The 20,443-nt window shown below is 64.5% G+C and carries 24 protein-coding genes; 21 read left to right on the plus strand and 3 right to left on the minus strand.

Annotated elements, in window-relative coordinates; translation table 11 throughout:
* Positions 1–483, minus strand: a 483-nt coding sequence (locus JYJ84_RS10515) for a DUF3592 domain-containing protein (protein WP_205189181.1), incomplete at its 3' end; no start/stop codon positions are given.
* Positions 484–934: 451 nt separating this feature from the next.
* Between JYJ84_RS10515 and JYJ84_RS10520 the strand changes: the two genes are divergently transcribed.
* The 18 genes from JYJ84_RS10520 to JYJ84_RS10605 all read left to right on the plus strand — a co-directional run bounded on the left by JYJ84_RS10520 (position 935) and on the right by JYJ84_RS10605 (position 15,425).
* Positions 935–2,434, plus strand: a complete 1,500-nt coding sequence (locus tag JYJ84_RS10520; RefSeq protein WP_205183736.1) for a site-specific integrase — start codon at positions 935–937, stop codon at positions 2,432–2,434.
* Positions 2,435–2,626: 192 nt separating this feature from the next.
* Positions 2,627–3,328, plus strand: a complete 702-nt coding sequence (locus JYJ84_RS10525; RefSeq protein WP_205183719.1) for a hypothetical protein — start codon at positions 2,627–2,629, stop codon at positions 3,326–3,328.
* Between the two features lie 58 nt (positions 3,329–3,386).
* Positions 3,387–4,865 (plus strand): hypothetical protein, encoded by a 1,479-nt coding sequence (locus JYJ84_RS10530; protein ID WP_205183716.1) that lies wholly within the window; start codon positions 3,387–3,389, stop codon positions 4,863–4,865.
* On the plus strand, positions 4,858–5,055 hold the full coding sequence (locus tag JYJ84_RS10535) for a hypothetical protein (RefSeq protein WP_205183713.1): 198 nt from the start codon (positions 4,858–4,860) through the stop codon (positions 5,053–5,055). Before JYJ84_RS10530 ends, JYJ84_RS10535 begins: the two co-directional genes overlap by 8 nt.
* A 112-nt stretch (positions 5,056–5,167) precedes the next feature.
* Positions 5,168–5,701: a hypothetical protein gene (locus JYJ84_RS10540; RefSeq protein ID WP_205183709.1), complete on the plus strand. Its 534-nt coding sequence runs from the start codon at positions 5,168–5,170 to the stop codon at positions 5,699–5,701.
* A gap of 16 nt (positions 5,702–5,717) precedes the next feature.
* Positions 5,718–6,632: an ankyrin repeat domain-containing protein gene (locus JYJ84_RS10545; protein WP_205183706.1), complete on the plus strand. Its 915-nt coding sequence runs from the start codon at positions 5,718–5,720 to the stop codon at positions 6,630–6,632.
* A 148-nt stretch (positions 6,633–6,780) separates the two neighbouring features.
* Positions 6,781–7,026 carry a hypothetical protein gene (locus JYJ84_RS10550; RefSeq protein WP_205183703.1) on the plus strand — a complete coding sequence of 82 codons (246 nt, stop codon included), beginning with the start codon at positions 6,781–6,783 and terminating at the stop codon, positions 7,024–7,026.
* Positions 7,027–8,030: 1,004 nt separating this feature from the next.
* Complete coding sequence (locus JYJ84_RS10555) at positions 8,031–8,495, plus strand: hypothetical protein (RefSeq protein WP_205183700.1); 465 nt, start codon at positions 8,031–8,033, stop codon at positions 8,493–8,495.
* Between the two features lie 131 nt (positions 8,496–8,626).
* The gene (locus JYJ84_RS10560) at positions 8,627–10,411 is read left to right on the plus strand and encodes a DUF5906 domain-containing protein (protein ID WP_205183698.1); all 1,785 of its coding nucleotides are present in this window, start codon (positions 8,627–8,629) and stop codon (positions 10,409–10,411) included.
* A 213-nt stretch (positions 10,412–10,624) separates the two neighbouring features.
* Positions 10,625–11,005 carry a hypothetical protein gene (locus JYJ84_RS10565; RefSeq protein ID WP_205183695.1) on the plus strand — a complete coding sequence of 127 codons (381 nt, stop codon included), beginning with the start codon at positions 10,625–10,627 and terminating at the stop codon, positions 11,003–11,005.
* A 91-nt stretch (positions 11,006–11,096) separates the two neighbouring features.
* Entirely contained in the window at positions 11,097–11,627 is a 531-nt protein-coding gene (locus tag JYJ84_RS10570) for an ankyrin repeat domain-containing protein (protein ID WP_205183692.1), read from the plus strand.
* A gap of 93 nt (positions 11,628–11,720) precedes the next feature.
* Entirely contained in the window at positions 11,721–12,062 is a 342-nt protein-coding gene (locus JYJ84_RS10575) for a hypothetical protein (RefSeq protein WP_205183689.1), read from the plus strand.
* 77 nt (positions 12,063–12,139) lie between these two features.
* A complete protein-coding gene (locus JYJ84_RS10580) occupies positions 12,140–12,556 on the plus strand; it encodes a hypothetical protein (RefSeq protein WP_205183686.1) in 417 nt (138 codons plus the stop codon).
* 10 nt (positions 12,557–12,566) lie between these two features.
* Positions 12,567–13,124 carry an ankyrin repeat domain-containing protein gene (locus JYJ84_RS10585; protein WP_205183684.1) on the plus strand — a complete coding sequence of 186 codons (558 nt, stop codon included), beginning with the start codon at positions 12,567–12,569 and terminating at the stop codon, positions 13,122–13,124.
* Positions 13,125–13,216: 92 nt separating this feature from the next.
* On the plus strand, positions 13,217–13,684 hold the full coding sequence (locus tag JYJ84_RS10590) for a hypothetical protein (RefSeq protein WP_205183681.1): 468 nt from the start codon (positions 13,217–13,219) through the stop codon (positions 13,682–13,684).
* 566 nt (positions 13,685–14,250) lie between these two features.
* Entirely contained in the window at positions 14,251–14,877 is a 627-nt protein-coding gene (locus tag JYJ84_RS10595; RefSeq protein ID WP_205183678.1) for an LPD29 domain-containing protein, read from the plus strand.
* An 88-nt stretch (positions 14,878–14,965) separates the two neighbouring features.
* On the plus strand, positions 14,966–15,163 hold the full coding sequence (locus tag JYJ84_RS10600; protein ID WP_205183675.1) for a stability determinant: 198 nt from the start codon (positions 14,966–14,968) through the stop codon (positions 15,161–15,163).
* A 37-nt stretch (positions 15,164–15,200) separates the two neighbouring features.
* Positions 15,201–15,425 carry a type II toxin-antitoxin system RelE/ParE family toxin gene (locus tag JYJ84_RS10605; RefSeq protein ID WP_307872098.1) on the plus strand — a complete coding sequence of 75 codons (225 nt, stop codon included), beginning with the start codon at positions 15,201–15,203 and terminating at the stop codon, positions 15,423–15,425.
* 103 nt (positions 15,426–15,528) lie between these two features.
* On the opposite strand, the gene JYJ84_RS10610 is transcribed toward JYJ84_RS10605, so the two are convergent.
* Together JYJ84_RS10610 and JYJ84_RS10615 are read right to left on the minus strand one after the other, a co-directional pair.
* The gene (locus JYJ84_RS10610; protein WP_205183669.1) at positions 15,529–15,882 is read right to left on the minus strand and encodes a hypothetical protein; all 354 of its coding nucleotides are present in this window, start codon (positions 15,880–15,882) and stop codon (positions 15,529–15,531) included.
* 54 nt (positions 15,883–15,936) lie between these two features.
* Positions 15,937–16,536 (minus strand): ParA family protein, encoded by a 600-nt coding sequence (locus JYJ84_RS10615; RefSeq protein ID WP_205183666.1) that lies wholly within the window; start codon positions 16,534–16,536, stop codon positions 15,937–15,939.
* A 154-nt stretch (positions 16,537–16,690) separates the two neighbouring features.
* Here JYJ84_RS10615 and JYJ84_RS10620 point away from each other — a divergent pair, with 154 nt between their 5' ends.
* The 3 genes from JYJ84_RS10620 to JYJ84_RS10630 form a co-directional block, all read left to right on the plus strand.
* Complete coding sequence (locus tag JYJ84_RS10620) at positions 16,691–17,269, plus strand: ankyrin repeat domain-containing protein (protein ID WP_205183663.1); 579 nt, start codon at positions 16,691–16,693, stop codon at positions 17,267–17,269.
* A 563-nt stretch (positions 17,270–17,832) separates the two neighbouring features.
* On the plus strand, positions 17,833–18,249 hold the full coding sequence (locus JYJ84_RS10625) for a hypothetical protein (RefSeq protein ID WP_205183660.1): 417 nt from the start codon (positions 17,833–17,835) through the stop codon (positions 18,247–18,249).
* 178 nt (positions 18,250–18,427) lie between these two features.
* Positions 18,428–20,443 (plus strand): DotA/TraY family protein (locus JYJ84_RS10630; protein WP_205189182.1); only part of this gene is annotated, 2,016 nt, incomplete at its 3' end.

Raw genomic sequence — 20,443 nt, forward strand, 5'->3', positions numbered from 1 at the left:
GGCCGCCGGAAACCAGCGTTGCGTGAAATCGTCGATCAGGGCGGGGCGGTCGGGGTGGGTGGGGTCGAGCCATACCTCGACGTTCTCGCCGATGTCGTAGGCGGGGACGGTCGATGCGGTATTGCCGGCGATTTCGCGGCGCTGGCCGTCGTTCGCGAGGTACGCGACGATCGGCCGATACGCGCGCATCGCGTCGCTGTCCTGCACGATGCGCACGACGGTGCCCGGCGTGCGGACCAGGTGGCTGGTCGCCTGGCCGGTCGTGACGGCGAGCACGCCTGCCAGTATGAGCAGCACGGCGCCGAGCGCGATTGCGACGAGCGCGTCCTTACCCGGCATGACCGGATCCGGTTCGTGCGTCGCACTGTGGATTCCGGCGTGATCGGGGGAGTGGCGTGTCTCGACGGACTCGCCGATATCGGCGCAACCAGGCTCTCTGAATGGTCGCGTCTCGGTTACATGCTTCCATGTCTGACGTCCCATGTTCTCTCAGTGCCGGCGGGCAAACGGCAGTGCCTGCGCCGGTCGTGTGATATTTGTCGGACGATTCTAGCGGAAACGATGCGGAACGGGCGTGCGGTGGCGTACCGCGACAGGGCGCGCGCCGCGAGTGCGGCGGCGGAAAAGGAAAAAGCCCGGTTAGCTTTCGCTAACCGGGCTTCGGAATTCCTGGTGGGGCGTGAGTGACTCGAACACTCGACCTACGGATTAAGAGGCAGTCCGCCAACGGACGTACAACACGCCTTGAAAACGCTGCAAGTGATTGAAAATAAAGGATTACATTGAAACATCGAGCCTTGCAATGGAGAGGTGCGTTGCTCAATAAATAGGCGATAGCACGGGGTTTTACGGGGTATTCCGGGATCGAAAGGGAGCCAAGGGGGAGCCAAAAGCCGGTATGATTCCCACACCAAAAACGACCCAGGACAAGGCGATGACCCCAGCGATGACGATTGAAAAAATCCCCTTCAGCGACAAGACGCTGATCCAGATCGCCCGCTTGCCGTTCGAGCAGCGGCCCGTGGGCGTATCACCGTCCGGCACGATCATCACCGCCCCGGTGCCCGCCGGCATGACCGACTATTTCGTGCGCGACGCGCTCATGAAGGGCTTTTCGTTGCGCGTGACGGCCAAGGCCCGGGTGTTTTACGCCGAGCGCAAACTGGCCGGCAAGCCCTGCCGGTTCCCGTGCGGCGAGTTCCCCGCCACCGCGTTGAAGCACGCGCAGAAGAAAGCGGCCGAAGCCCTGGCAAAAATGGCCGAGGGCATCGACCCGAACCACATCGTCAAGGACGCCCGCAAGGCTACCGCGACCCGGTACGAACGGGACAAGTTCACGTTCGGGTTCGTGGTCAAACGCGACGCCGAGCGCAAGGCCGCCGAGGACGCGCCCGGCACGTTGCGCGACCGGCGCGACGTGGCGCAGTGGTGCGAGAAAACCAAGGTCTGGAACCTGCCGATCGACGACGTGACCAGCGACGACCTGAAAGCGATGATGGACCAACTCACCACCACCATCAGCGGCACCACCGCGCTGAAATGCTGGCGCTACACGCGGGCCGCCTGGGCGCGCATGTCGTCGGCCGAGGAACCGCCGCTCAACCCGTTCGACGAGTACCTCAAGACGTACAGCCTGCCCGTGACGAAGCGCCGGACCAACGCCCTGCACACCGACGAGGAGCAAAGCCAGGCATGGCTACGCGCCATCGCCGCGATGCGCACGACGCCGACCGGCCGTCGGCCATGGACCAAGCGGGTCATGGCGGACTACATCCTGCTGTCCCTGGCGTGGGGCGCCCGCCGCAGCGAGTCGGCGGGACTTCGGTGGAGCGACATCAGTTTCGAGCGGAAAACTGTGTCGTTCGTCGACACAAAAAACGGCTCGACGCACGTTTTTCCCCTCACCGACGGGTGCGCCAGGATGCTGCGCGACCTGAAAGCGCACAACGAAACGCCCCGCGGGCGCGACGTGAGGCGGGCCGCCAAGGGCGAAGCGATCGACTACCCGGAATGGGTGTTCCCGTCCGAACGGCGCGGCCTGCACCTGGTCGAGCCGGCCGGTGCGCTCGAAATCGGCGACGCCGAGGCGAAACTCAAGATCACGATGCACGACCTCCGGCGCTCTTTTGCCGGGTCCGTCGCCGAGTCCGTCATGATCGACGGCACGCAGAGCTTTGGCCTGGTCAAGATCGCCATGAACCACGCCGACCAGAAGGCCGACATCACCCAGTCCTACATCGGGATCAAAAGCAAACTGAACATGCTGCGACCGGTCTACGAAGCGCACGAGCGGCGCATTTTCGAAGCCGCCGGACTGGTGCAACCCAAGAAGCCCGACGAGGCCGAGGCGCTGATCGCGGCGCTGAAAACCCGGGCTGCGTCCGACCCGGCGATGCTCGAACAACTGCGCGCGATGCTCAACGCCGCCGGCTGATCGTCGGCGAACGTTCCTGGGTCGCTAGGCGCCCCGCGAAAAAAAACGCTGTACAAAGCCCAAAAGCCTGGCGTACGATTTCACCCCATGCGGTCCTTGACCGCAGGTTGTAACCTTACGCGATCCGCCGGGAGGCAAGCCCGGCAACCTGCTCCTAGTTCGTCGAGGGGCCACCACACCCGTGGTGCGGCCATGTCCAAATGGGCATGGCGCCTCGACAGCATGAACTGGAGCCTTGCCATGCAATACCGTAACCCCCACGACGCAGCCAACGAAAAAACCCGCAAGGCGTTGCTGGACGAGTTTTTTCCGTTCCCCATCGTCTACTCGCTGATCACCTGCCTGCCGATCGAGGTCATCTTTTGGATCGCCCTGCCTCTTCCGTTGCGCATGGCGGTCGTTCAAGCCCTCATGAAGTTCGACGAAAGCCTGCCCGTGGCCCGCGAGGGCACGATCGCGTACGGCCTGCTGACGCTCGCAACGCCGGACCTTGACGAGGCCGAACGCCGCGCCCTGTACCTGCACCGCTCCAAGCGTTGCGCCAAGAACCGCCACGACCTCGTGGCTACGCTGGCTCGGGCCGAGCACCGGGCGCAGGACACCATCGACCTCGCCGTCGCCGCATGGGCGGCGGAGGGCCAGCCCTTGAACGATGAAACCCCGGCGCTCACCGGCTTTCAGTTCATGCTGTTGGCAGTTGACCTGAAAGGGCGTGACGATTTCGACGTGTTCCCGATGCTGAGCGCGATCCTGAACATCGCAGGCTTGCCCGACGACAGCATTCAAGGCGAGACGATCAACGCCAAGGCCGTGGCCTATGGCGATCAGATCGGGTTCGACTGCCGCGTTGACACCCCATCCTACGCCGCGTCGGCCGGCACCAACTTGCACTGATACGTTTGTTTGTATGTTTGTTTGATACCACCTATCACACCCTTGAGGACTACTACACATGAACATCGACCACGCAACGAACGAAGCCCTGAACGCCCTCGCCGCGCTGGACGAGGACACCGCCGAACGCGCGATCCGTGCGGACCGGGCGTACAACGAAGCGCAGGACGAATGGATCGAGGACTGGATCGCGGACAACGCCGACGACCCGGACGACGACGAGGAGCGCGACGACCTCCGGGACGAGGCGCAAAACACGCCGGATTACGAGGCGTTTTGCGACCAGGCGCGTGCGGGCATCGCCGGGGAATACGGCATCACGTCCGACGTGCTGGACCACGCCATCGCGCTGATGAACGACGGCGACGACGCGCTGGCTTTGCTTGATCAACGCCGCGCCGAACTCGACCCGGTCGGCAAAGCCATCGCCATGCTCGCCGCGCTCCCGCTCAAGATGCTGACCAGTTCGCTGGAAGCGGGCATTTTCTACAACGAGTTCGACGACGAACAACTGGCCGAGGCCGAGGCCGAGATCACGGCCGAACTGGCGGCGAGTCTTGGCGTCGACGGGGCGATGGTCAAAGCGGCGGCCATTGTGCTGGGGGCCGGCCGCTACGACGACCTGATCGAGCGCCATGGCACGTGCGTCACGATGAACCACGCATACGTCGACGCGTTCATTCTCGCGAGCCTCGACGCCGCAACGTTCGATCGTGTGCTCGCCGCGCACAAGGCGCTCGACGAAGCCTGCACGGCATGGCGCGAGGACTGGTGCGAAAACGCCAGCACGTACCCGTTCCCGTCGGACAACGCGATGTACCGTGCGTTCGCCGACGAGACCATGAGCGCGCTCGCCACGACGCACGACGTGGACCGCAACCCGATCGCTTTCGCCGACGACATCGACCGGCTCGTGGGGCGTGTCGGCTTCGACGAGTTGCGAGTGCTGTCCGCCGAACGCCTGATCGCCGAGGGCCGTGACCCGTCCGACGCCGAAGTGGTGCACGCCCGCGCCGCGCTGGCCGCGTTGCCCACCGACGCCGCGATGGTCGAGCGCGTGATCGCCGCCGAGCGTGCGTACAGCAGTTCGACGGCCCGCTGGTGCCTCGACTGGACGTACGCCCGGAACGCCGAAGCCGGCCTGCCGGAGGAGCAACCCGGGTACACCGCGTTCGCCCAGCGTTTGCTGGCCGACCTCGTGGCAGAGTACGACGTGACCGAGGCGCAACTGACGCACGCGGTGAGCAACAGCAGGCAATACCTCGGGCACGACGGCCTCCGCGCGAGCCACATGAAGCGTCTGGCGCCGCGGGTGGCCGCGTTCATGCTGCAGCCCGATGACGAGGAGTACGGGCCAGTGATTGTCGACACCGACCGCGATTTTCGCGACCAAAACGGCTACCCGGCATCTTGGGACGAACCGCAACCGCGGCAACGTCCGACGGCGAGCGCGGTGGCCGAGGCGATGTTGCGCGACACGGCCGGCTCGTCGGACGAACTCGACGCGTCGCTGTTCGAGGGCTTCGACCATGACTGATTTCGAGCGCTGGCTGGCTGACGTGTGGGACGGCCCGGTGACGCACGAGGCCATCAACTGGAACGGCCCGCAGATGTACCGGACGTACCTGGAGGTCTGCAGTGATGAAACGCAGGCGATGACCGGCACCGAGTTTTACCACGCGCTTTGGCCGCTGGCCGAGGCAAACGAGGCGGCCGGCCGCGCCTAACAGCAACACCAGCGCCACGGCGCTTTCTCCGCGACCCGATGGGAGGCACGCCCATCGAAAGGCCCGAGTTGGTCGGGGCACTCAACCCACCGCAGGACCAACGGAGAAGCACATGCGCAAGAGCAAAAGCAACCAGGCAGCAACAACGACGACGTTCAGCACCAACGACCACTACACCGTGAAGACCGGCCGCATCACCGAAGGCCGCCGGGGATGGGCGTACAAGGGCACGTTGTATCGCAACAGCGTGCACATCGCGACGTATCAAGAGTTCGGCGACGGAGGCGCGATGCGCGTGATGTTCAGCAATGTGGCTGAACAGGAAGCGTTGCGGGCTTGGTTCGCCACCGTGGAACCGCGCTGGGGCAGCCGTTTCGAGGTTGACGCTGTGATCGACACGATCGTCATGGCCTCGGACAACGAGGCACGGATGCGCAAAACGATGCGCAAAGAGGTCTACTTCTGCGTGCCTGGCGACGTGCGTAACCGTGGCAAAAGCAAGTTTTACAAGGCCAAGCCGGTCGCGGGGACCGACCTGATGACGGCGGCGAAACAGGTGCAGCAAGAACGCCCCGAATGCGTTGTGCTGAACCTGCTGCCGTTCGACGCCGCGTTCGCGATGCTCATGACCCTCAACGCCATCTAAACAAGGAGCCATTGCCATGAACACGCCCACGACCATGAACGAATGGCTGGAATACGCCGTCCACCGGCGAAGCATCGACCTGCTGCGCGAAGCGCTGCGTTGCGGGGCCAATCCGTTGGGCGGAGGTACGGGCTTCGGGTCATACCTCCATACCGCGGCCAATCTGCGCTTCGAAGCCGGCGTCGAGGCGCTGCTCGAGGCCGGTTACCCCGTCAACGCCACCGAATGCGCCTGCCAACTTGTGAACGCGAACGGCGACACGGAGGATCACGACACGAGGCGCACCGCCCTGCACACCGTCGCCGGATGGGGCAGCGCGACCATGGTTCGCACGCTTCTGAAGTACGGCGCGCGGATCGACGCACCCGATGCCGAGGGCGACACGCCGTTGCATGTCGCGGCGTGGAAGAACAACGCGAACACCGTGCGCGCGCTCTGCGCGGCCGGGGCCAACATCAGCGCCCGCACGGACTACGACGAAACACCACTCCACACCGCCGCACGTCGTCTTGCCCCGAACGCGGTCCGGGCCTTGATCGAGGCCGGCTCGGACGTGAACGCGCCCGGCAAGTGCGGTACGCCGTTGTTCCTCACGGTGATGTGCGGAAACGACACGCGGTACGAGAGCGATTACCGCGACCACGGTGGGCTCCGCGCCGACGTGCGGATTTTGCGGGCGTTGCTCGACAGCGGGGCCGAGCCGACCAAGGCGGTGCTGGCGGAAGCGGTGTCTTGCAACCACACCCTGGCGATGCGCGCGCTGGTGCGCGCCGGAGCCGATCCGGCAACCGTGACGCCGGGCCGTTTCGTCGAACCGGAAACCCGCCAGGCGCTCAAGGAACTGATCATCAAGCACCAACGCCGGGTGCTGCGCGACGCGCAGGACGCTGACGGGGCGCCCGTCGCGATGCGTTCGCGCTCGCGGCTCTGAAACTTGACGTTGGACCCGACTGGTAGCAGACGTACCAGCAGCACCACACGCGACCCGCCGGGAGGCAAGCCCGGCACACCGCCCGTTCGTCGGGGCCGTTCGTCCAATCCGGGGCGAACGTTCTCAACCCAGCGAACGGAGGTTTTGCATGGCACGCGTTATTTTTAGCTCAAACAAAGAGATCAACGAGGCGGTGGCGAAACTTGTCCGGCAGGGATGGACGTACCACGACAAAGGGCGGCGCAAGCACGCCAAGATCGTCGCGGAAAACGGGCGGTGCATGACCATCCCATGCTCGACGCGCAACCGCAACGCGGTGAACGATCTTCAGCACAGGGCGCAACGCCTGGCCGCGTTGCCGTCGTTGACCATGGCCGAGGGCATCGAGCCCTGATCGCTGTACCACGGACCACCACAGCCGGGCATCGCCCGGCTTTTTTACGTCCACGCCGGCCACCAGACCATGCCGCCGGCCACGGGCATCAGCAGGTTGCCCGGGCGCGCAGCGGCCCGGGATTTTGACGTTCGCGCCAGCGCACGGACGACGCACAAAAAGCATGAAAAACCCATCAGAAACGGCCGATCGGGCCGAAATCGGCCCAACGTATGGACAACACCGGCAAAAGCCTTGCCTGGCAAGGCTTGCAGCCTGTCCATACGTTGCAAAAAGCACCGACGACGGCTTGCCGTCGAACGGCCGGAAACCCTTGCCGGGCAAGGCGTTCAGCCCAGCGCACGACACTGTCCATACGTTGCCGGGCGGTTTCTCCCGTATGGACAGCGCAAACCCACGCCCAGCATGGGTTTGGCGGCTGGTCAGACGTTGGGGGCCGAAAACGCAAAAAGTTTCTGTACGAATGTGCGTACCGCCCTGCCATGAGCGTACGGACAGCACCGTGACACCACACCAACCACAAACATTCTCCTACGTCTTTTCATCGTATTCATCCTCAAGGTATGGACAAATCTCTTAAAGCCTTATGGGGTAAGGGTTTCCGCTGTCCAGACGTTGTCCAGACGTTGAAACATGGTCTGGACAGGACCGATCAGAGCCTTGCCCAGCATGGGTTTGCGCTGTCCAGACGTTCAGCGGGGTTTTGCCGCCAGGTCTGGACAGGCTCGACGCTCGCCACCGGAAAACCGCCGCCAGCACCAACGTCAAAATCCTGGGCCGCTGGCGCGTCCGGGCGACCCGCTGACGCCCGTGGCGCAAGCGCCGAACCCAGGGTCCGCGGATGTTGACGGGGTCGCGGTTTGAGCGGAAAATTTTAATGATGCAGAGCCACCGGCACGATGTGACGCTGGAGGCAAGGACGTACCGCGAGCAGCCTGCCGCCCGGCGCAGGACGCGGAAAGCCGACCCGCCATGGGTCGTTTCCTTGCCGTTTGGGCCTTTGCATGACCACCATCCGCACCACCGCCGAACGCATCGAGCGCACGACGGCCTTTCCCGGCCGAGCCGCGAGCTTTTTTGTTGCACAAATGCTTGACGGGTCCAGCCGTACCTGGTTTATTGAAGATGTAGCCAGCGCAGCCGCGCACGACGTTCAACCTTGGGCCGCCGCGCGCGGCCATGACCGAGAAGCCTTCCGGACTCAAAACCCGGAGGGCTTTTTTTCGTTTACCGCCGGAGGATTTGCCATGACCGCCACCACGACGAAGCCCAGGAAGATCAAGAGCCGCAAGGACGCGACGTTCGCCCTGCGCCTGTCCTCGCGGCTGCTCGACGAGTTCAACGCAGCGACCGAAGCGCGCGACACCCGCGCCGTCGACGTGCTGCGGTTCTTCATCGCGTCGTACGTGAAAGACCCGACGATTTGCCCGCTTGGCTTGCCGGAGTCGAGCGGCAGCGTTGCCGCCTGAAAAGGAAAAACGGCGCCTGCAAGCGCCGTTTGTGAAGAACGCCGTACCCGCTAAAGCACCGCACGTTCAGTCACCAGGTTAACCAGACTGAACGGCCTCGTCAATATCGTTTGATGGCAGGAGAGCCGAACATGTCGACCACCACGCCCGCTCGCACGCGCCCCGCGATTATCGCTCGTCTGGCGCAGGACCGCCCGACCGCCGGCAAAACGGTGCTCGATTTCAACGCCGTCAAGGCCGCTGCCCGCGCAGAAGCGGCGAGCCCGGACCCGGAGCAAGTCGGCGTCAAGGCGAAAAAGGGTCGCGGCAAGGGTGCCGGACGCGCCAAAGCCGAGGTCCGCGACGACAGCGACGCATCGCCGGAGATGCGGTTCACTGACGAGCAGATGAAAAACCCGGGGTTGCGCGTCGGCGGCCCGGAGGACGAGGTGTTTTACCGGTACAACAAGGTGTACTGGGCCATGGTGCCCGACGCGGTGATGGTCGAGCAGGCCAAGGACTGGTTGCGTGACAACGAACCGAAGCATTACAGCAACGAGAGGGCGGAGCGGATGGTGAACGCGCTGCGCTCCACGATGGCGGTGCCGCAAAACGGCCGGTCGCTCACGCCGCCCACCAGCGACTTCGTGAACTTCCTGGACAAAGACCCGGACGCCGAGGAAGCACCGATTGTTGCGGAAGAGATCGGACCGGTCATGATTCAGACCGACAACAGCGTGCTGCAGATGGACGCCGCCGGCAACATCACCGTGCACAAGCCCAGCCCCGACTTCAAGACCCGGTCGGCGGTGCAGATCATGATGCCGAAGGCGCTGGTGCAGTCCGGCGGTGCGTTCGAACCCGCACCGTTGCCGGCCGACAGCCTTTGGCAGGGCTTTCTCGACAAGGCGCTGCCCGACCCGGAAACGCAGGCGTATTTCCAGGAAGCGATGGGCGCCACGCTCGTGACCAATCGCAACTTCCAGCGCATTTATTACCTCTACGGTTCCGGCGGCAACGGCAAATCGACGGCCCAGGCCGTGATCGCGTCGTTCCATCACAAAGCCGTGCCGTTTCGCTTCAGCGACTTCAAGCACAACTTCAAGCCGTCGGCGCTGATGGGGGCCACGCTCGTGACCATCAACGAGGCCACCGAGTGCGACCCGGACCTGTTGAAAGAGTGGGCGTCGCGCGATCCGCAACTGGTCGACCAGAAGTATGGCAAGCCCAAGCGGTTCGTGCCGGTCTGCTCGATCGTGGTGAGCCTGAACCGGCCGTTGCGCGGTTCCGACCACACGGAAGGCTTCGAACGCCGGGCGTACCCGATCCCGTTCACGGGCCGGTTCGACACGAAGGACGTGGTGCTCGACTTCGAGAGTCTGATCCTGAACAACCCGGCCGAGCGGTTCCACGTGTTTTCCTGGTTGCTCACCGGTGCTCAGCGTGTCGTGCGCCGTGGCCGCCTGCTCACGCCGTCCGAGGCACCGCTGGCCGTGCGCGACCTGGCGCACAGCATCAAGGTGCAGACGGACCCGGTGTACTTTTGGTTCAGCGAGGCCGAGATGGTGCCGGCGGAGCAGGGCGCGATGACCAGCAAGAGCGCCGTGTACCAGTCGTATGTCGCGGCCATGATCGCCGCCGGGTACAAGAACCCGGTGACGGAAACCGCGTTCTGGATGCGTGTGAGCAAGTTGTTCCAGGAGAAGCACGGTCAGCCGATCGGCCCCGACGAGCGCGTGCGCGTCGAGGGCAAGCGGGTGCAGTGCGCCCCCATCCGGGTCGACGGTATCAACCCGGTCCGTGGTTCGCTGACCGCGCCAGCACCGCGCCAGCCGTCCGCGCCGGTGGTGTTCGTGGAAGCCACCGAGGAGCAGCAGCACGAGTTCGAAACGTTTGACGCAGCGATGGCCGCCGTGATCGCCAAGGCAAAGGGCTAACGACCGGGCGGGCGGCGTTGGCGTTCCGCAGCGCCCACCGTCGCCCAACTTTTTGTTGCTCAAATGCTTGACACTTTGGCGCGCTGGAGTTTTATTGGTTACATCAGCGCCGCACACCGCGCCCATCGTTCGAGCCCGTGACCCCACGGGCTCTTTTCGTTTACGACCTTGGAGAACCGCACCATGACTTACTTCTATCTGAACACTTACTGCATGAACGACCTCGACGAGCGGGCCGCGCTGGACCGTGCACTCACGGCCCTTGCGGGCTTGCCCGCCGGGTACCTCGCCACGGTAATCGCCGCACACGACGACTGGACGAACGCCATCGAGGCGTGGTGCGACGACTGGCGCGACGAGAACGCCGACCGGCTCGACGCGTTCGACACGTCGGAGCCCGAGGAGCAGCCGGAGTACCAAGTGGCGTGCGAGGCCGAACGTCGCAACGTGGCCGACGACCATCACGTCACGGCCGAGCAGTTGATGCACATGGCAGTGATCGCGGGATGGGGTAACGAGGGCGTGGCGGAACTGCAAACGCGCAACGAGATGTTCTGGGCCATCGCAGAAGCGCACGGTATGGCGATCGACTGACCGCTCCGGCGCCAACGTCCACCCAGTGCCCGCCTGACGTGCGGGTCAGGGCGGTACAGACCGATCCCCGGTCCGCTACAAGGAGCCCGCCATGTCCGTCAGCAAACTCATTCTCGACCCACTGTTCGAAACGGTGAAATACGGCAGCAGCGACGAACTGCCCACCCGCCAGGCCATGCTCGACGCCGGCACGTACGTCGATGCTCAAGACGCCACTGGCAATCGCCTTCTGCACTACGCGGTTCTGCGCGGTGAGTCCCGCTTTGCGATCGACCTGCTCGCGATCGGTGCCAACGTGAAGGCGAAAGACGCGGACGGACGCACGGCGCTGCACCACGCCGCACGCCTGGGCAACCGTTCCTTGACTGCCGACCTGATCGCGGCGGGGGCAGACGTGAACGCGCAGGACGACGACGACCGCACGCCGCTGCACCACGCCGCAATGGGCCTCGCACGCGACGACCACGAGGACTCGCGGACGATTTGCCGTCAACTGCTTCGCGCTGGCGCTGAAATGTACGCGCCCGATCGCAGCGGTCGCAACGCCCACCAACGGCTGTTGGCGGAAGTCGGCCATCTTCCGAACGCCTTCGAAATCGGCAGGCGTTTCCCGTCCTACTGACCGCTCCCGCGCCAACGTCCACCCAGTGCCCGCCTGACGTGCGGGTCAGGGCGGTACCAGGCCAGCCCGGCCTGTTCACCGGAGCACATCGCCATGACCCTCGCACTCGCAACCCAAACCGCCATCGCTTTCAACGACCGGGACGAAAACCTCGATCGCGACGACGGCCCCGTGCCGCAGCCGGTCCAGTCGACCGCCGGCCTCTCCCTGCACGCCCGGTTCCTCGAGGAAGAAATCCAGTTTCGCACGGCCACCGTCGCGCCCGACATGACCATTCTGAAACTGCGCGCGCTCGCCTGGTTGCGCCGTCAGCCCGGTTACGACAACACCACGGAACACTGGCTGGACGTGACGGCCAGTGGCCTCGTCTCGTTCACGCGTCGCTGGCTGGCCGCTTACGAGGGCTTCCGCAAAGCGCCGGCCACGCCGAACTGACGCACGGCCCACCGTCCGACCCGGTGCCTGCCTGACGGCAGGTCAGGGCGGTACAGGGAGCCGCCGGCTCCCTTGTGATGGAGGTCGCCATGAACGCATCCCTCGAAACCATCGGCGCGTGGATCGACGAGACCGCGCCGGAAGCCTTGAAACGGTCGCATTCGTGGATCGCACGACCCACCGGCACGGTCGCCGTGCCGCTCTGGTGGACACGTTTCCGGCAGGTCGCCACGTCTACAGAGGTCCATCAGCACGCGATGCTTCGCCTGCTGCGCGATCGAGGTGGCATCGACCTGAACGGATCGCCGTTCACCCACGACGGTGGTGGCCCGGCCGGCGAAGCGTTGCGCGCGTTCCTGCTCGCCGAGCGCATCGGGCGCGAGCGGACGGTGCTGCGCGAAGCCGCGGCCGAGGCCACCGAACTGGGCCAGGCGGCCGACGCGGCGATGGCAGCGAGCCGCACCGCACAGGCCACCACCCGCCGTAGGCTGTGAAGAGGAGACCATGACCGAACAGATCAATCGAACCGAAGCCACGAAAACCTTGCTTCGCACGTTCCATCGTGGAAGGGTTGAGAAAAAATCCATCGACCGGCTGGTGGCGCGCGGGGGCGACGTGAACGCAGCGGACGAGGAGGGGCGCACGCCGTTGCACCACTTGCTCGCACGAGCGAAAGGTTTGGATCGGGAGGTCGCTTGCCTTGCATGGCTGGTCGAACACGGGGCCGATGTGAACCGACGGGACGGCGAAGGTCGAACGCCATTGCACATCGAAGCGCTGAAAGTCTGGTCCCGCGGTATGGCGATGACCCGAGCCTTGATCGCGGCCGGGGCGGACCCGTCAGTCCGGGATCGGGACGGGCGCTTGCCTGAGCAGGTTGTGGAATGGCCGGATGATTTGGCTGATTTTTTCGACTTCCTGGGAGGCGAACTGCCAAGCCGGCTCGTCGACGCGGCCGAACTGCGGGCGCTGCGCATCGAGCAAGCGCGGGCGGCGCTTCGCCAGGCCGTGGCCGAGGCCGAGGCCCCGACGGCACCCATCGCGCGACGGTCGCGACTGTAACCCAAACTGCTTAACGTTCCACCTTGTGCCCGCCTCACGTGCGGGCGTTCCGGTACAGGCGCCGCCCGGCGCCGTCGACCGGAGAACCGCCCATGCTTCGCCACCTTGCTGTCCTCACCACGATCCTGCTGTCCCTGTCCGCCCACGCGGCTCCCAGCCTGACCATCGACCGGTCCGGCCAGGCCTGGATCGACCACCTGCCCATCGGCGTCCCGATCGGCACGCACGTCGACGTGTGCGACCTCGCCATGAAACCGCCGTGCCTGTATGCACCCAACGGCAACACCGACCGCGTGACCGTCCACGCCGTGCGCCTCAAAGGCTCCGAGGTGCTTTGGCTGTCGACGATCGAGGGAAACGTCCCGTTCGACACGCTCAGTCGCCCTGACGGCGACTGGACCGACGTGTTCGCCGACGTGCTGATCGTGCGCGCCACCGTCGTCGGGGAGACCATCGTCGTGAGGGACGGGCGGACTCGCCAGGAGCGAGCACGGATCGACGTGCCGCCGGGCGCCACGTTCACCGCAACCGAACCAGCACCGCACCGGGCCAGGCTCTAACGCCGCAGGCAACGGGCGCCAGCGCGGGCCAAGGCGGCGCAAGCCGCCCGTTCTTTCCCTTCGCACCACACGAACAAAGGCCGGCGAACATCCGCCGGCCTTTGACCATCGCACCTCAACCGTCGACCTCGCGCGTCGACAAAACCAACGTAACAACGGCAAGCGATCACGTCAACACCCCAAACGGCCCGTGCGGTTCTCCCACGACCGATCGCGTTCGCACCCCTGCGCGTTGAAAAGCCGCCGGCATCGCCACCCGGTCGACGCATAGCCCGAAACGCTCGCAGCCAGAGCAAGGGTTCGCTTCGCGCACGCCGGCACCCGGTCCCGCTGCGCGGGCTGCGGCTTTGTCGTGCCCCTGGCTCTTGCGAGCGTCCCGGTCTGTTCATGCGCCGGGCGATACCGACAGCAGACCTTCAACGAACAAGGAGCACCACCATGAACGCGACCGGCCAGAACCGCACGAACAGCAACCCCCTCAACGGCGGGCTCCCCCAACTGCAGTGATGTTCAAACAAACAAACGAACAAACACACCAACGCACAAAGAAATCAGGAGCCTGAACCATGACCACCGCAACCCAAACGCGCTACCTGTCCTGCGCTGAAACGGCAAAACTCGTGCGCGCAGCGCTCAAAGAAGCATTCCCGGGCGTGAAGTTTGGCGTTCGATCGTCCACGTACAGCATGGGCGCCAGCATCAGCGTGCGGTGGATGGACGGCCCGAACACGAAGCAGGTCGATGCGGTGGTGAGCGTTTTCGAGGGTTCGTATTTCGACGGCAGCATCGATTACAAAGGCTCCGTGCACCACATGACCACGACGCCGGACGGGTTCCAACGCGTGAACATGGGCGCCGACAGCGTGCACACCAGCCGGGAGTATTCCGACGCGGCCATCGCCCGGGCGTGCGAAGCGGTGTACCGCCGTTTTCGCGGCAACTTCGACGCCGACGGCCTGGAATGCCCCACGGTCGAGCAGTACCGCACCGGCGCCCTGTGGCGCACGCGCCTCACCGGCCTGCACGGCTGGAACAATCGGAACATCCAGGACGAGGTGAACGAAGCGCTGTACAAGCATTCATTCGTGCTGGCCGTCCGCAAGAGCGCCACCGCCGGCCGGTACTTCGTGACGCACGACGACGGGTACAGCGCCATGTGCGGCAGCGGCCACAGCGTCGCCCCGCGCGATTGATCAACCTCCGGGGCGCACCGCGCCCCATCCACCACCGGCCGTTTTACTTTTTTCAGCGCGGCCACCCACCCAGGAGTAAACTATCCTCATGAACGCCAACCTTTCCCCGATCGAGTCAGAGTTCGCCACGGCTGAAGAAGCCGAGGCGTACGACCGCTGGTTCCGCGCGGAAGTGCAAGCGTCGCTCGACGATCCGACCCCGAATGTTCCGCACGACCAGGTGATGGCCGACATGCGGGCCATGCTGGCCGAACGGAAAGCCGGGCGCAAGAATGCTGCCGGTTGAGTGGCGGCCCCGAGCGCGGTTCAGGTTACACAAAATCTTGTCGGACATCGCCGAACTGAACCCGTTCGCGGCCGACGACCTGGCGAGCGACATTGAACAAGCGACCTCGAACCTGCCCGCGCACCCGTACTTGTACCGCCTGGGCCGTGTCACCGGCACCCGCGAAATCGTGGTCCACCCAAACTACATCATCATCTACCGCGTTTGCCCCGCGTTCATCGAAATCTTGAACGTGGTGCACGCCCGGCAGCAATACCCGTAATCTGATGCATGATTTGTGTGTTTGTTTGTATGTATCAACAAACAAACGCACCAACAGAAGAGCCCCTGTCTTCAGGGGCTTTTTTTACGTTCACCACCGGCGCTCACTTGTCGGCGTTCCCGACGTGCAACGTTTGGCCGTTCGCCAGCAACTGGTCGAGCATCGCGTCCGCCAGGGCGACGAGCACGACCGTCGCCGGCCCGCTGGTGTACTTGTCCAGTTTATCGCGCAGCGCGTGCGGGATTCGAACCTGCGTTGCAGCGGCGTCCCGGCCGCCGATCGTCGCCTTGCACGTCACCACCTTGTCGCCGGTCGCCCGGTCGACGGTGCGCAGGTTGAAGTACGGCCGCTCCGTCGGTTCCGCGGCGGATGAAAACGCCACGTCTGCGACACCGGCCGCAGCGGCCATGAGGTTCTGTTCGGGCTTTTTGGCCACCAGTCGGGCCAGCGAGTTCATGCCAGTTTCCATCATCGTCTCCATCGTCAAAGGGGAAGGGGGTTAGGAAGGGGGTTAGGCCGCGGCGAGGTCGAGCAGCGAGTCGACCGCCCGATCGAGTTCGGCCCGGGCTTCTTTCAAGCCACGGATGCCGCTGCCGTCGGCGTAGATCGACAGGCCCCGTGCCACGGTGGCCTGGTAGGCCGCCTTGCGACGCTTGACGTAGGGCTTGCCCACGAAGCCGGCAAGGAACGCCACATCGCTCGCGTGGCTCGTTTCCACGCGATTGGGCAGAAGCATGACCTTGCGGCCTTTGGCGCGCAGTTCCGCCTCCCCTTTCACGGCGGACACGGCATCGAAAAAAGAGGGAAGGACCGGCATCAGCGTGATTTGACCTTTCAGCGCCGAGGCGTCCAGCATGCCGGGCGCGTGGTCGTAAATCACGATGTCATAGCGGTCCGCGTTCGCATCGTTGGCGGCCACGTCGAACGGCACCACATGCCCGCATTGCTTCGCTTGCGCGGCCCACGTGCGCCCGCTTTGCTGTGCGTCGAGATCGACCAGCAGCACACGAGGGCGCGAGGTTTCGAGGGCCAGGCGTGCCGCCAGGTTGATCGAAAGCGTCGATTTGCCGACGCCGCCCTTGGGGCTCCAAACGGAACATGAAAACATCATAGTCTGTACTCCTCTAGATTGAGCGGATGGGATGGCGTTGCATGGTGTGTTTGTTGGTATGTATGTTTGTTTGTATCAACTTCTCGTACATTCCCCAGGCTGTCAACAGCCCTGGTTAAACTTCGAGTCCCGTACCTAAAGAGAGGGTCCAACGATGACCACCGACACGACCAAGCCTACCGTCGACGCGCTCGCAGCAGCGATCACGGCCGGCGATCCCCGCTACACAAGCCTGCGCACCGCGCCGGGCGCACGCACGTTCCGCGACGAGCAGGGCCGCAGCCTGCTGCACCTGGCGGCGATCAACGGGCACCCCGATGCCGTGCGTGAAATGCTTCTGATCGCCATCGACCCGACCGTGCAGGACGCCGACGGCAAGACAGCGCTGGACCTCGCGAGCAGCGATGCCGCGCGTCACCTTCTCGAGTGGGCGCCGGGCCACGCTTTTCCGTACTTCGTGCGCCTGCGCGAAGCGATCGAGGCCAACGACCTCGACGCCTTGGAGGCGGCCAAGGACGACTGGTACGACTACATTGAAGTCCTGCTTGAAAGCGACGAGGCGGTGTTCGAGACGTTCCACTACAGCATCCCGGCATGGATGACGTGGGACGGTGAACTGCTCCGCGTGACCGCTTCGCAGGCCGACGGCCCGGTGCGTTTCGCCGGCGTGCGCATCGTCGACGGGCTCCGCGAGGACGGCACCGACGACGAGGACGACGACTACGACGAGTGAACGTGGACCCCGCTGCTGCCGGAGGCTCAACGGCGTCAGCGGGTCGCCCGGACGGCGCAGCCGTCCAGGTTTTGAGCGCGCTTCGCTGCGCGCTTGCTACAAGCATACATACCAAAAACAAACCGCCGTCCGTTCCTACGACCGGCCTGCTGCGTGTTCCCACGCCGTTGCCTGGTCGCTTCGTTTCCGTCCACCGTCGTGCGCTCAAACCTGCCGTTGTTCGACGCATAACCCATACCGTCCGAGCCCGAGCAAGGGCGCGCGTTGCTTCGACGGGCACCCGATCCCGTGATGCGGGCGTGCGGCTTTCGTCGACCCCTTGCCGTCTTGTCCTGCTTGCCTGCACATGCGTCACGGCAGGCTCCAAAGCGCACAACTCAACAACGGAACGAGGGCAAGCGATGACCAGGCACCGGCAACACGCAGCAGAACGTCGACACGTCCCGCAGTTCCGCGGCCCCACGGCCCACCCAAGCGCAGCGATGAAGAACAACTTGAGTTTTTCGACGAACGTGCTGTACTGATCGCGTTAGCACCAACACTACAGAGAGCAGGGGAAACAGATGCGAGTTCAAGGACGTGTAAAACTTTTGGGCAATGGTCGCACCGACAGGTACGGCTGGACCATTCGATCGGTGGCCGAAATCGGCGATCGGGAAATCCGGGGCTTGCGTTACTCCCCGCGCCTGGGCAGTTACTTGAACCCTGGTGAAACCGTGGCCCTCGGCGTGCAACGCGTGCTCGGATCGCCCACAGTCTACGCCGTAGCGACCAGCGACGGGCGCGTGCGACGCGGTGGCGTGAGCGGCTTGCTCTTTCTATTGTTTGTGTATGCCATCGCGATGGCGGCCTGCGGCTTCCAGGTGGTGAATCATGGCTCAAACTACTACGGCCTGGCGATCGTGGCGCTCGGCTGGCTTGCAACCGGCCCGCTCAAGGCGTTGCGTTTGTGCCTATCGTTCGGCCCCTTGCGAACTTAAACAAAGCCGTATAACACGGCATCGCGAAGCGGCTACGGCCGCTTTTTTTTCGTCCGTGGACCGCGAAAAACTGACCATCGGCGCTGGACTCCGCTCGGGTTTTTGATAGTACTGGTGTTGGCACCAACGCTTTTTCGGGTGACCACCCTCGCTCTTTCACAACCTGCATGAGGCCACAATGCGCCGCTACTTCTTCAAATCCCTCGCCGGGCCGCTGGCCGTTTTTGCGTTGCTGTTCGTCAGCAACGCGCACGCCGCGGACATCTGGACGCCCCCATCGACCGACTGGCTCATGGTCAACGTCATGCCGCTCCTCGGCGGTGGTGCCGACGCGTCGACCAGTCCGTTCAGCAGCCTGTTCCTGATTTTGAACACAGCGATACTGTCGCTGGGCGGCCTGCTCGCGGCGTACGTCATGGTCACTGGCATCATGGCCACGGCGCACGACGGTGAGATGATGGGCCGCAACATGAGTTCCATGTGGATGCCGATCCGGACAATCGTCGGTACGGCGCTGATCCTGCCGGTCAAGGGTGGCTTTTGCCTGGCCCAGTTGATCGTGCTCTGGCTCGCGACGCAAGGCATCGGGCTCGCTGACGCGACGTGGAGTCAATACTTGTCGAACTACTCGACCGTCTCGGCGACGTACACCAGCCCGGCGCTCGACGCTAAAGCACGATCGCTCTTTCGAGCGCTCGTCTTGAGCAACGTATGCTACGAGAGCATTCGCGGAACTTACCAACGGGGGAACGCGGAGCAGCAGGCGACGGACAACTGGGCAAACGGCGGTGACCTGGTCGGGTCCGTCGGCACGAACTGGTTCAGCAACCTCGACGCCAACGGCGCCGGCACCGTCGGCTACACGTTCGGCAGCACTGTGGGCGACGACGCCGCGTCGGCGTGCGGCACGGTCACGGCGACGCTCAAAGGCAAGCCCGCGAGCACGGGCACCGCGGGCACCCAGACGGCCTCGGCACTGCTCAGCGTTGCGAGCGCAGCCCCGGTGATCGAGGCGGCGCATATCGGGGCCCTGAAGACGATGCAGACGGCTGCGGACAATCTGGCGAAACAGATCGTCAACAACGGCGCCGGCTCGGCCGCGATCCCTCCCGCAACGTTGAACGCGACGATCGCGTCGGCAGTATCGGCTTACGCATCGACCGTCAACAGCACGGCCAACAGCGCGTTCCTGGCCGCGATGTCGAACAGCAACCTGTCCAGCAAAATGGCTGCGGACGGGTTCGCCATGGCCGGGGCGCAATACACGGTGTTGGTCCGGGCCAAAGCCGACGTGGCCGCTGCAGCGGCGAACGTGCCCACGGGCATCGATGGCATGAAAGCGGGCACGTCCAAACTGCTGGCCTGGTTCGACAATCAGGCTGACGCTGACGTGAAGAACACCGCGGCGATGTTCGACCAAGCGGACGCGCAGGCATCGGCGAAGAGCGGGGCGACGGCGAACAGCGATGACAACTTTGCGAAGGTCGTGAACCTGTTCGCGGGCCACGGCTTTTCGCTCAATGGCAGTTCGACGCAAGACCCTTTGATGAACGCGTACGACATTGGGCAGGGCCTGGTGACGACGGTGGAAGGTGCGGGCGTGGCCGCCATGTCGTTGAGCCAACTGGCCGCCATCCCCTGGGTCGGCAACGGCGTGAGCGCAGCCATGTCGCTGTTTTCCGGCCTGTTCACCGTGATTTTGCTCATGCTGTTGACCCCGGCGCTATTCCTCTGTTTTGTGCTGCCCATGATGCCGTTTTTCATCGTCAGCGCGGCGGTGTTTGGCTGGCTGGTGATGCTCTTCGAAAGCCTTGTCGCCGTGCCGCTGTGGGCCGTCGCGTTCCTGAGTCAAGGGCACGGCACGGACGGCATCGGCAGCCAGAAGCAGGGCCTGATGCTGATCCTGGACCTGTCGCTTCGCCCGGTCCTGATCACGCTGGGCATCGTCGGCGCTTACACGCTTGAACCGGTGTTCGGCAAGTGGGTGCAAGAAATGTTCGACGCGGCATTCGGTGCGACCAGCGGCGGCGGTGGGTTCTTTGAACTGCTGCGCATGTTGGCCGGTGCCGTGCTCTACACAGTCGCGCTGACGACTGCGGTGTACATGTCGCTCAAACTCGTGTCGGCGGTGCCGGACAACGTCCTGAACTGGATCGGCAGCGGGGCCGGGGCCGTGCTGGGCGGTCACGCCGAA

Source organism: Burkholderia sp. LMG 13014 (assembly GCF_905232215.1).
Taxonomy (GTDB): domain Bacteria; phylum Pseudomonadota; class Gammaproteobacteria; order Burkholderiales; family Burkholderiaceae; genus Burkholderia.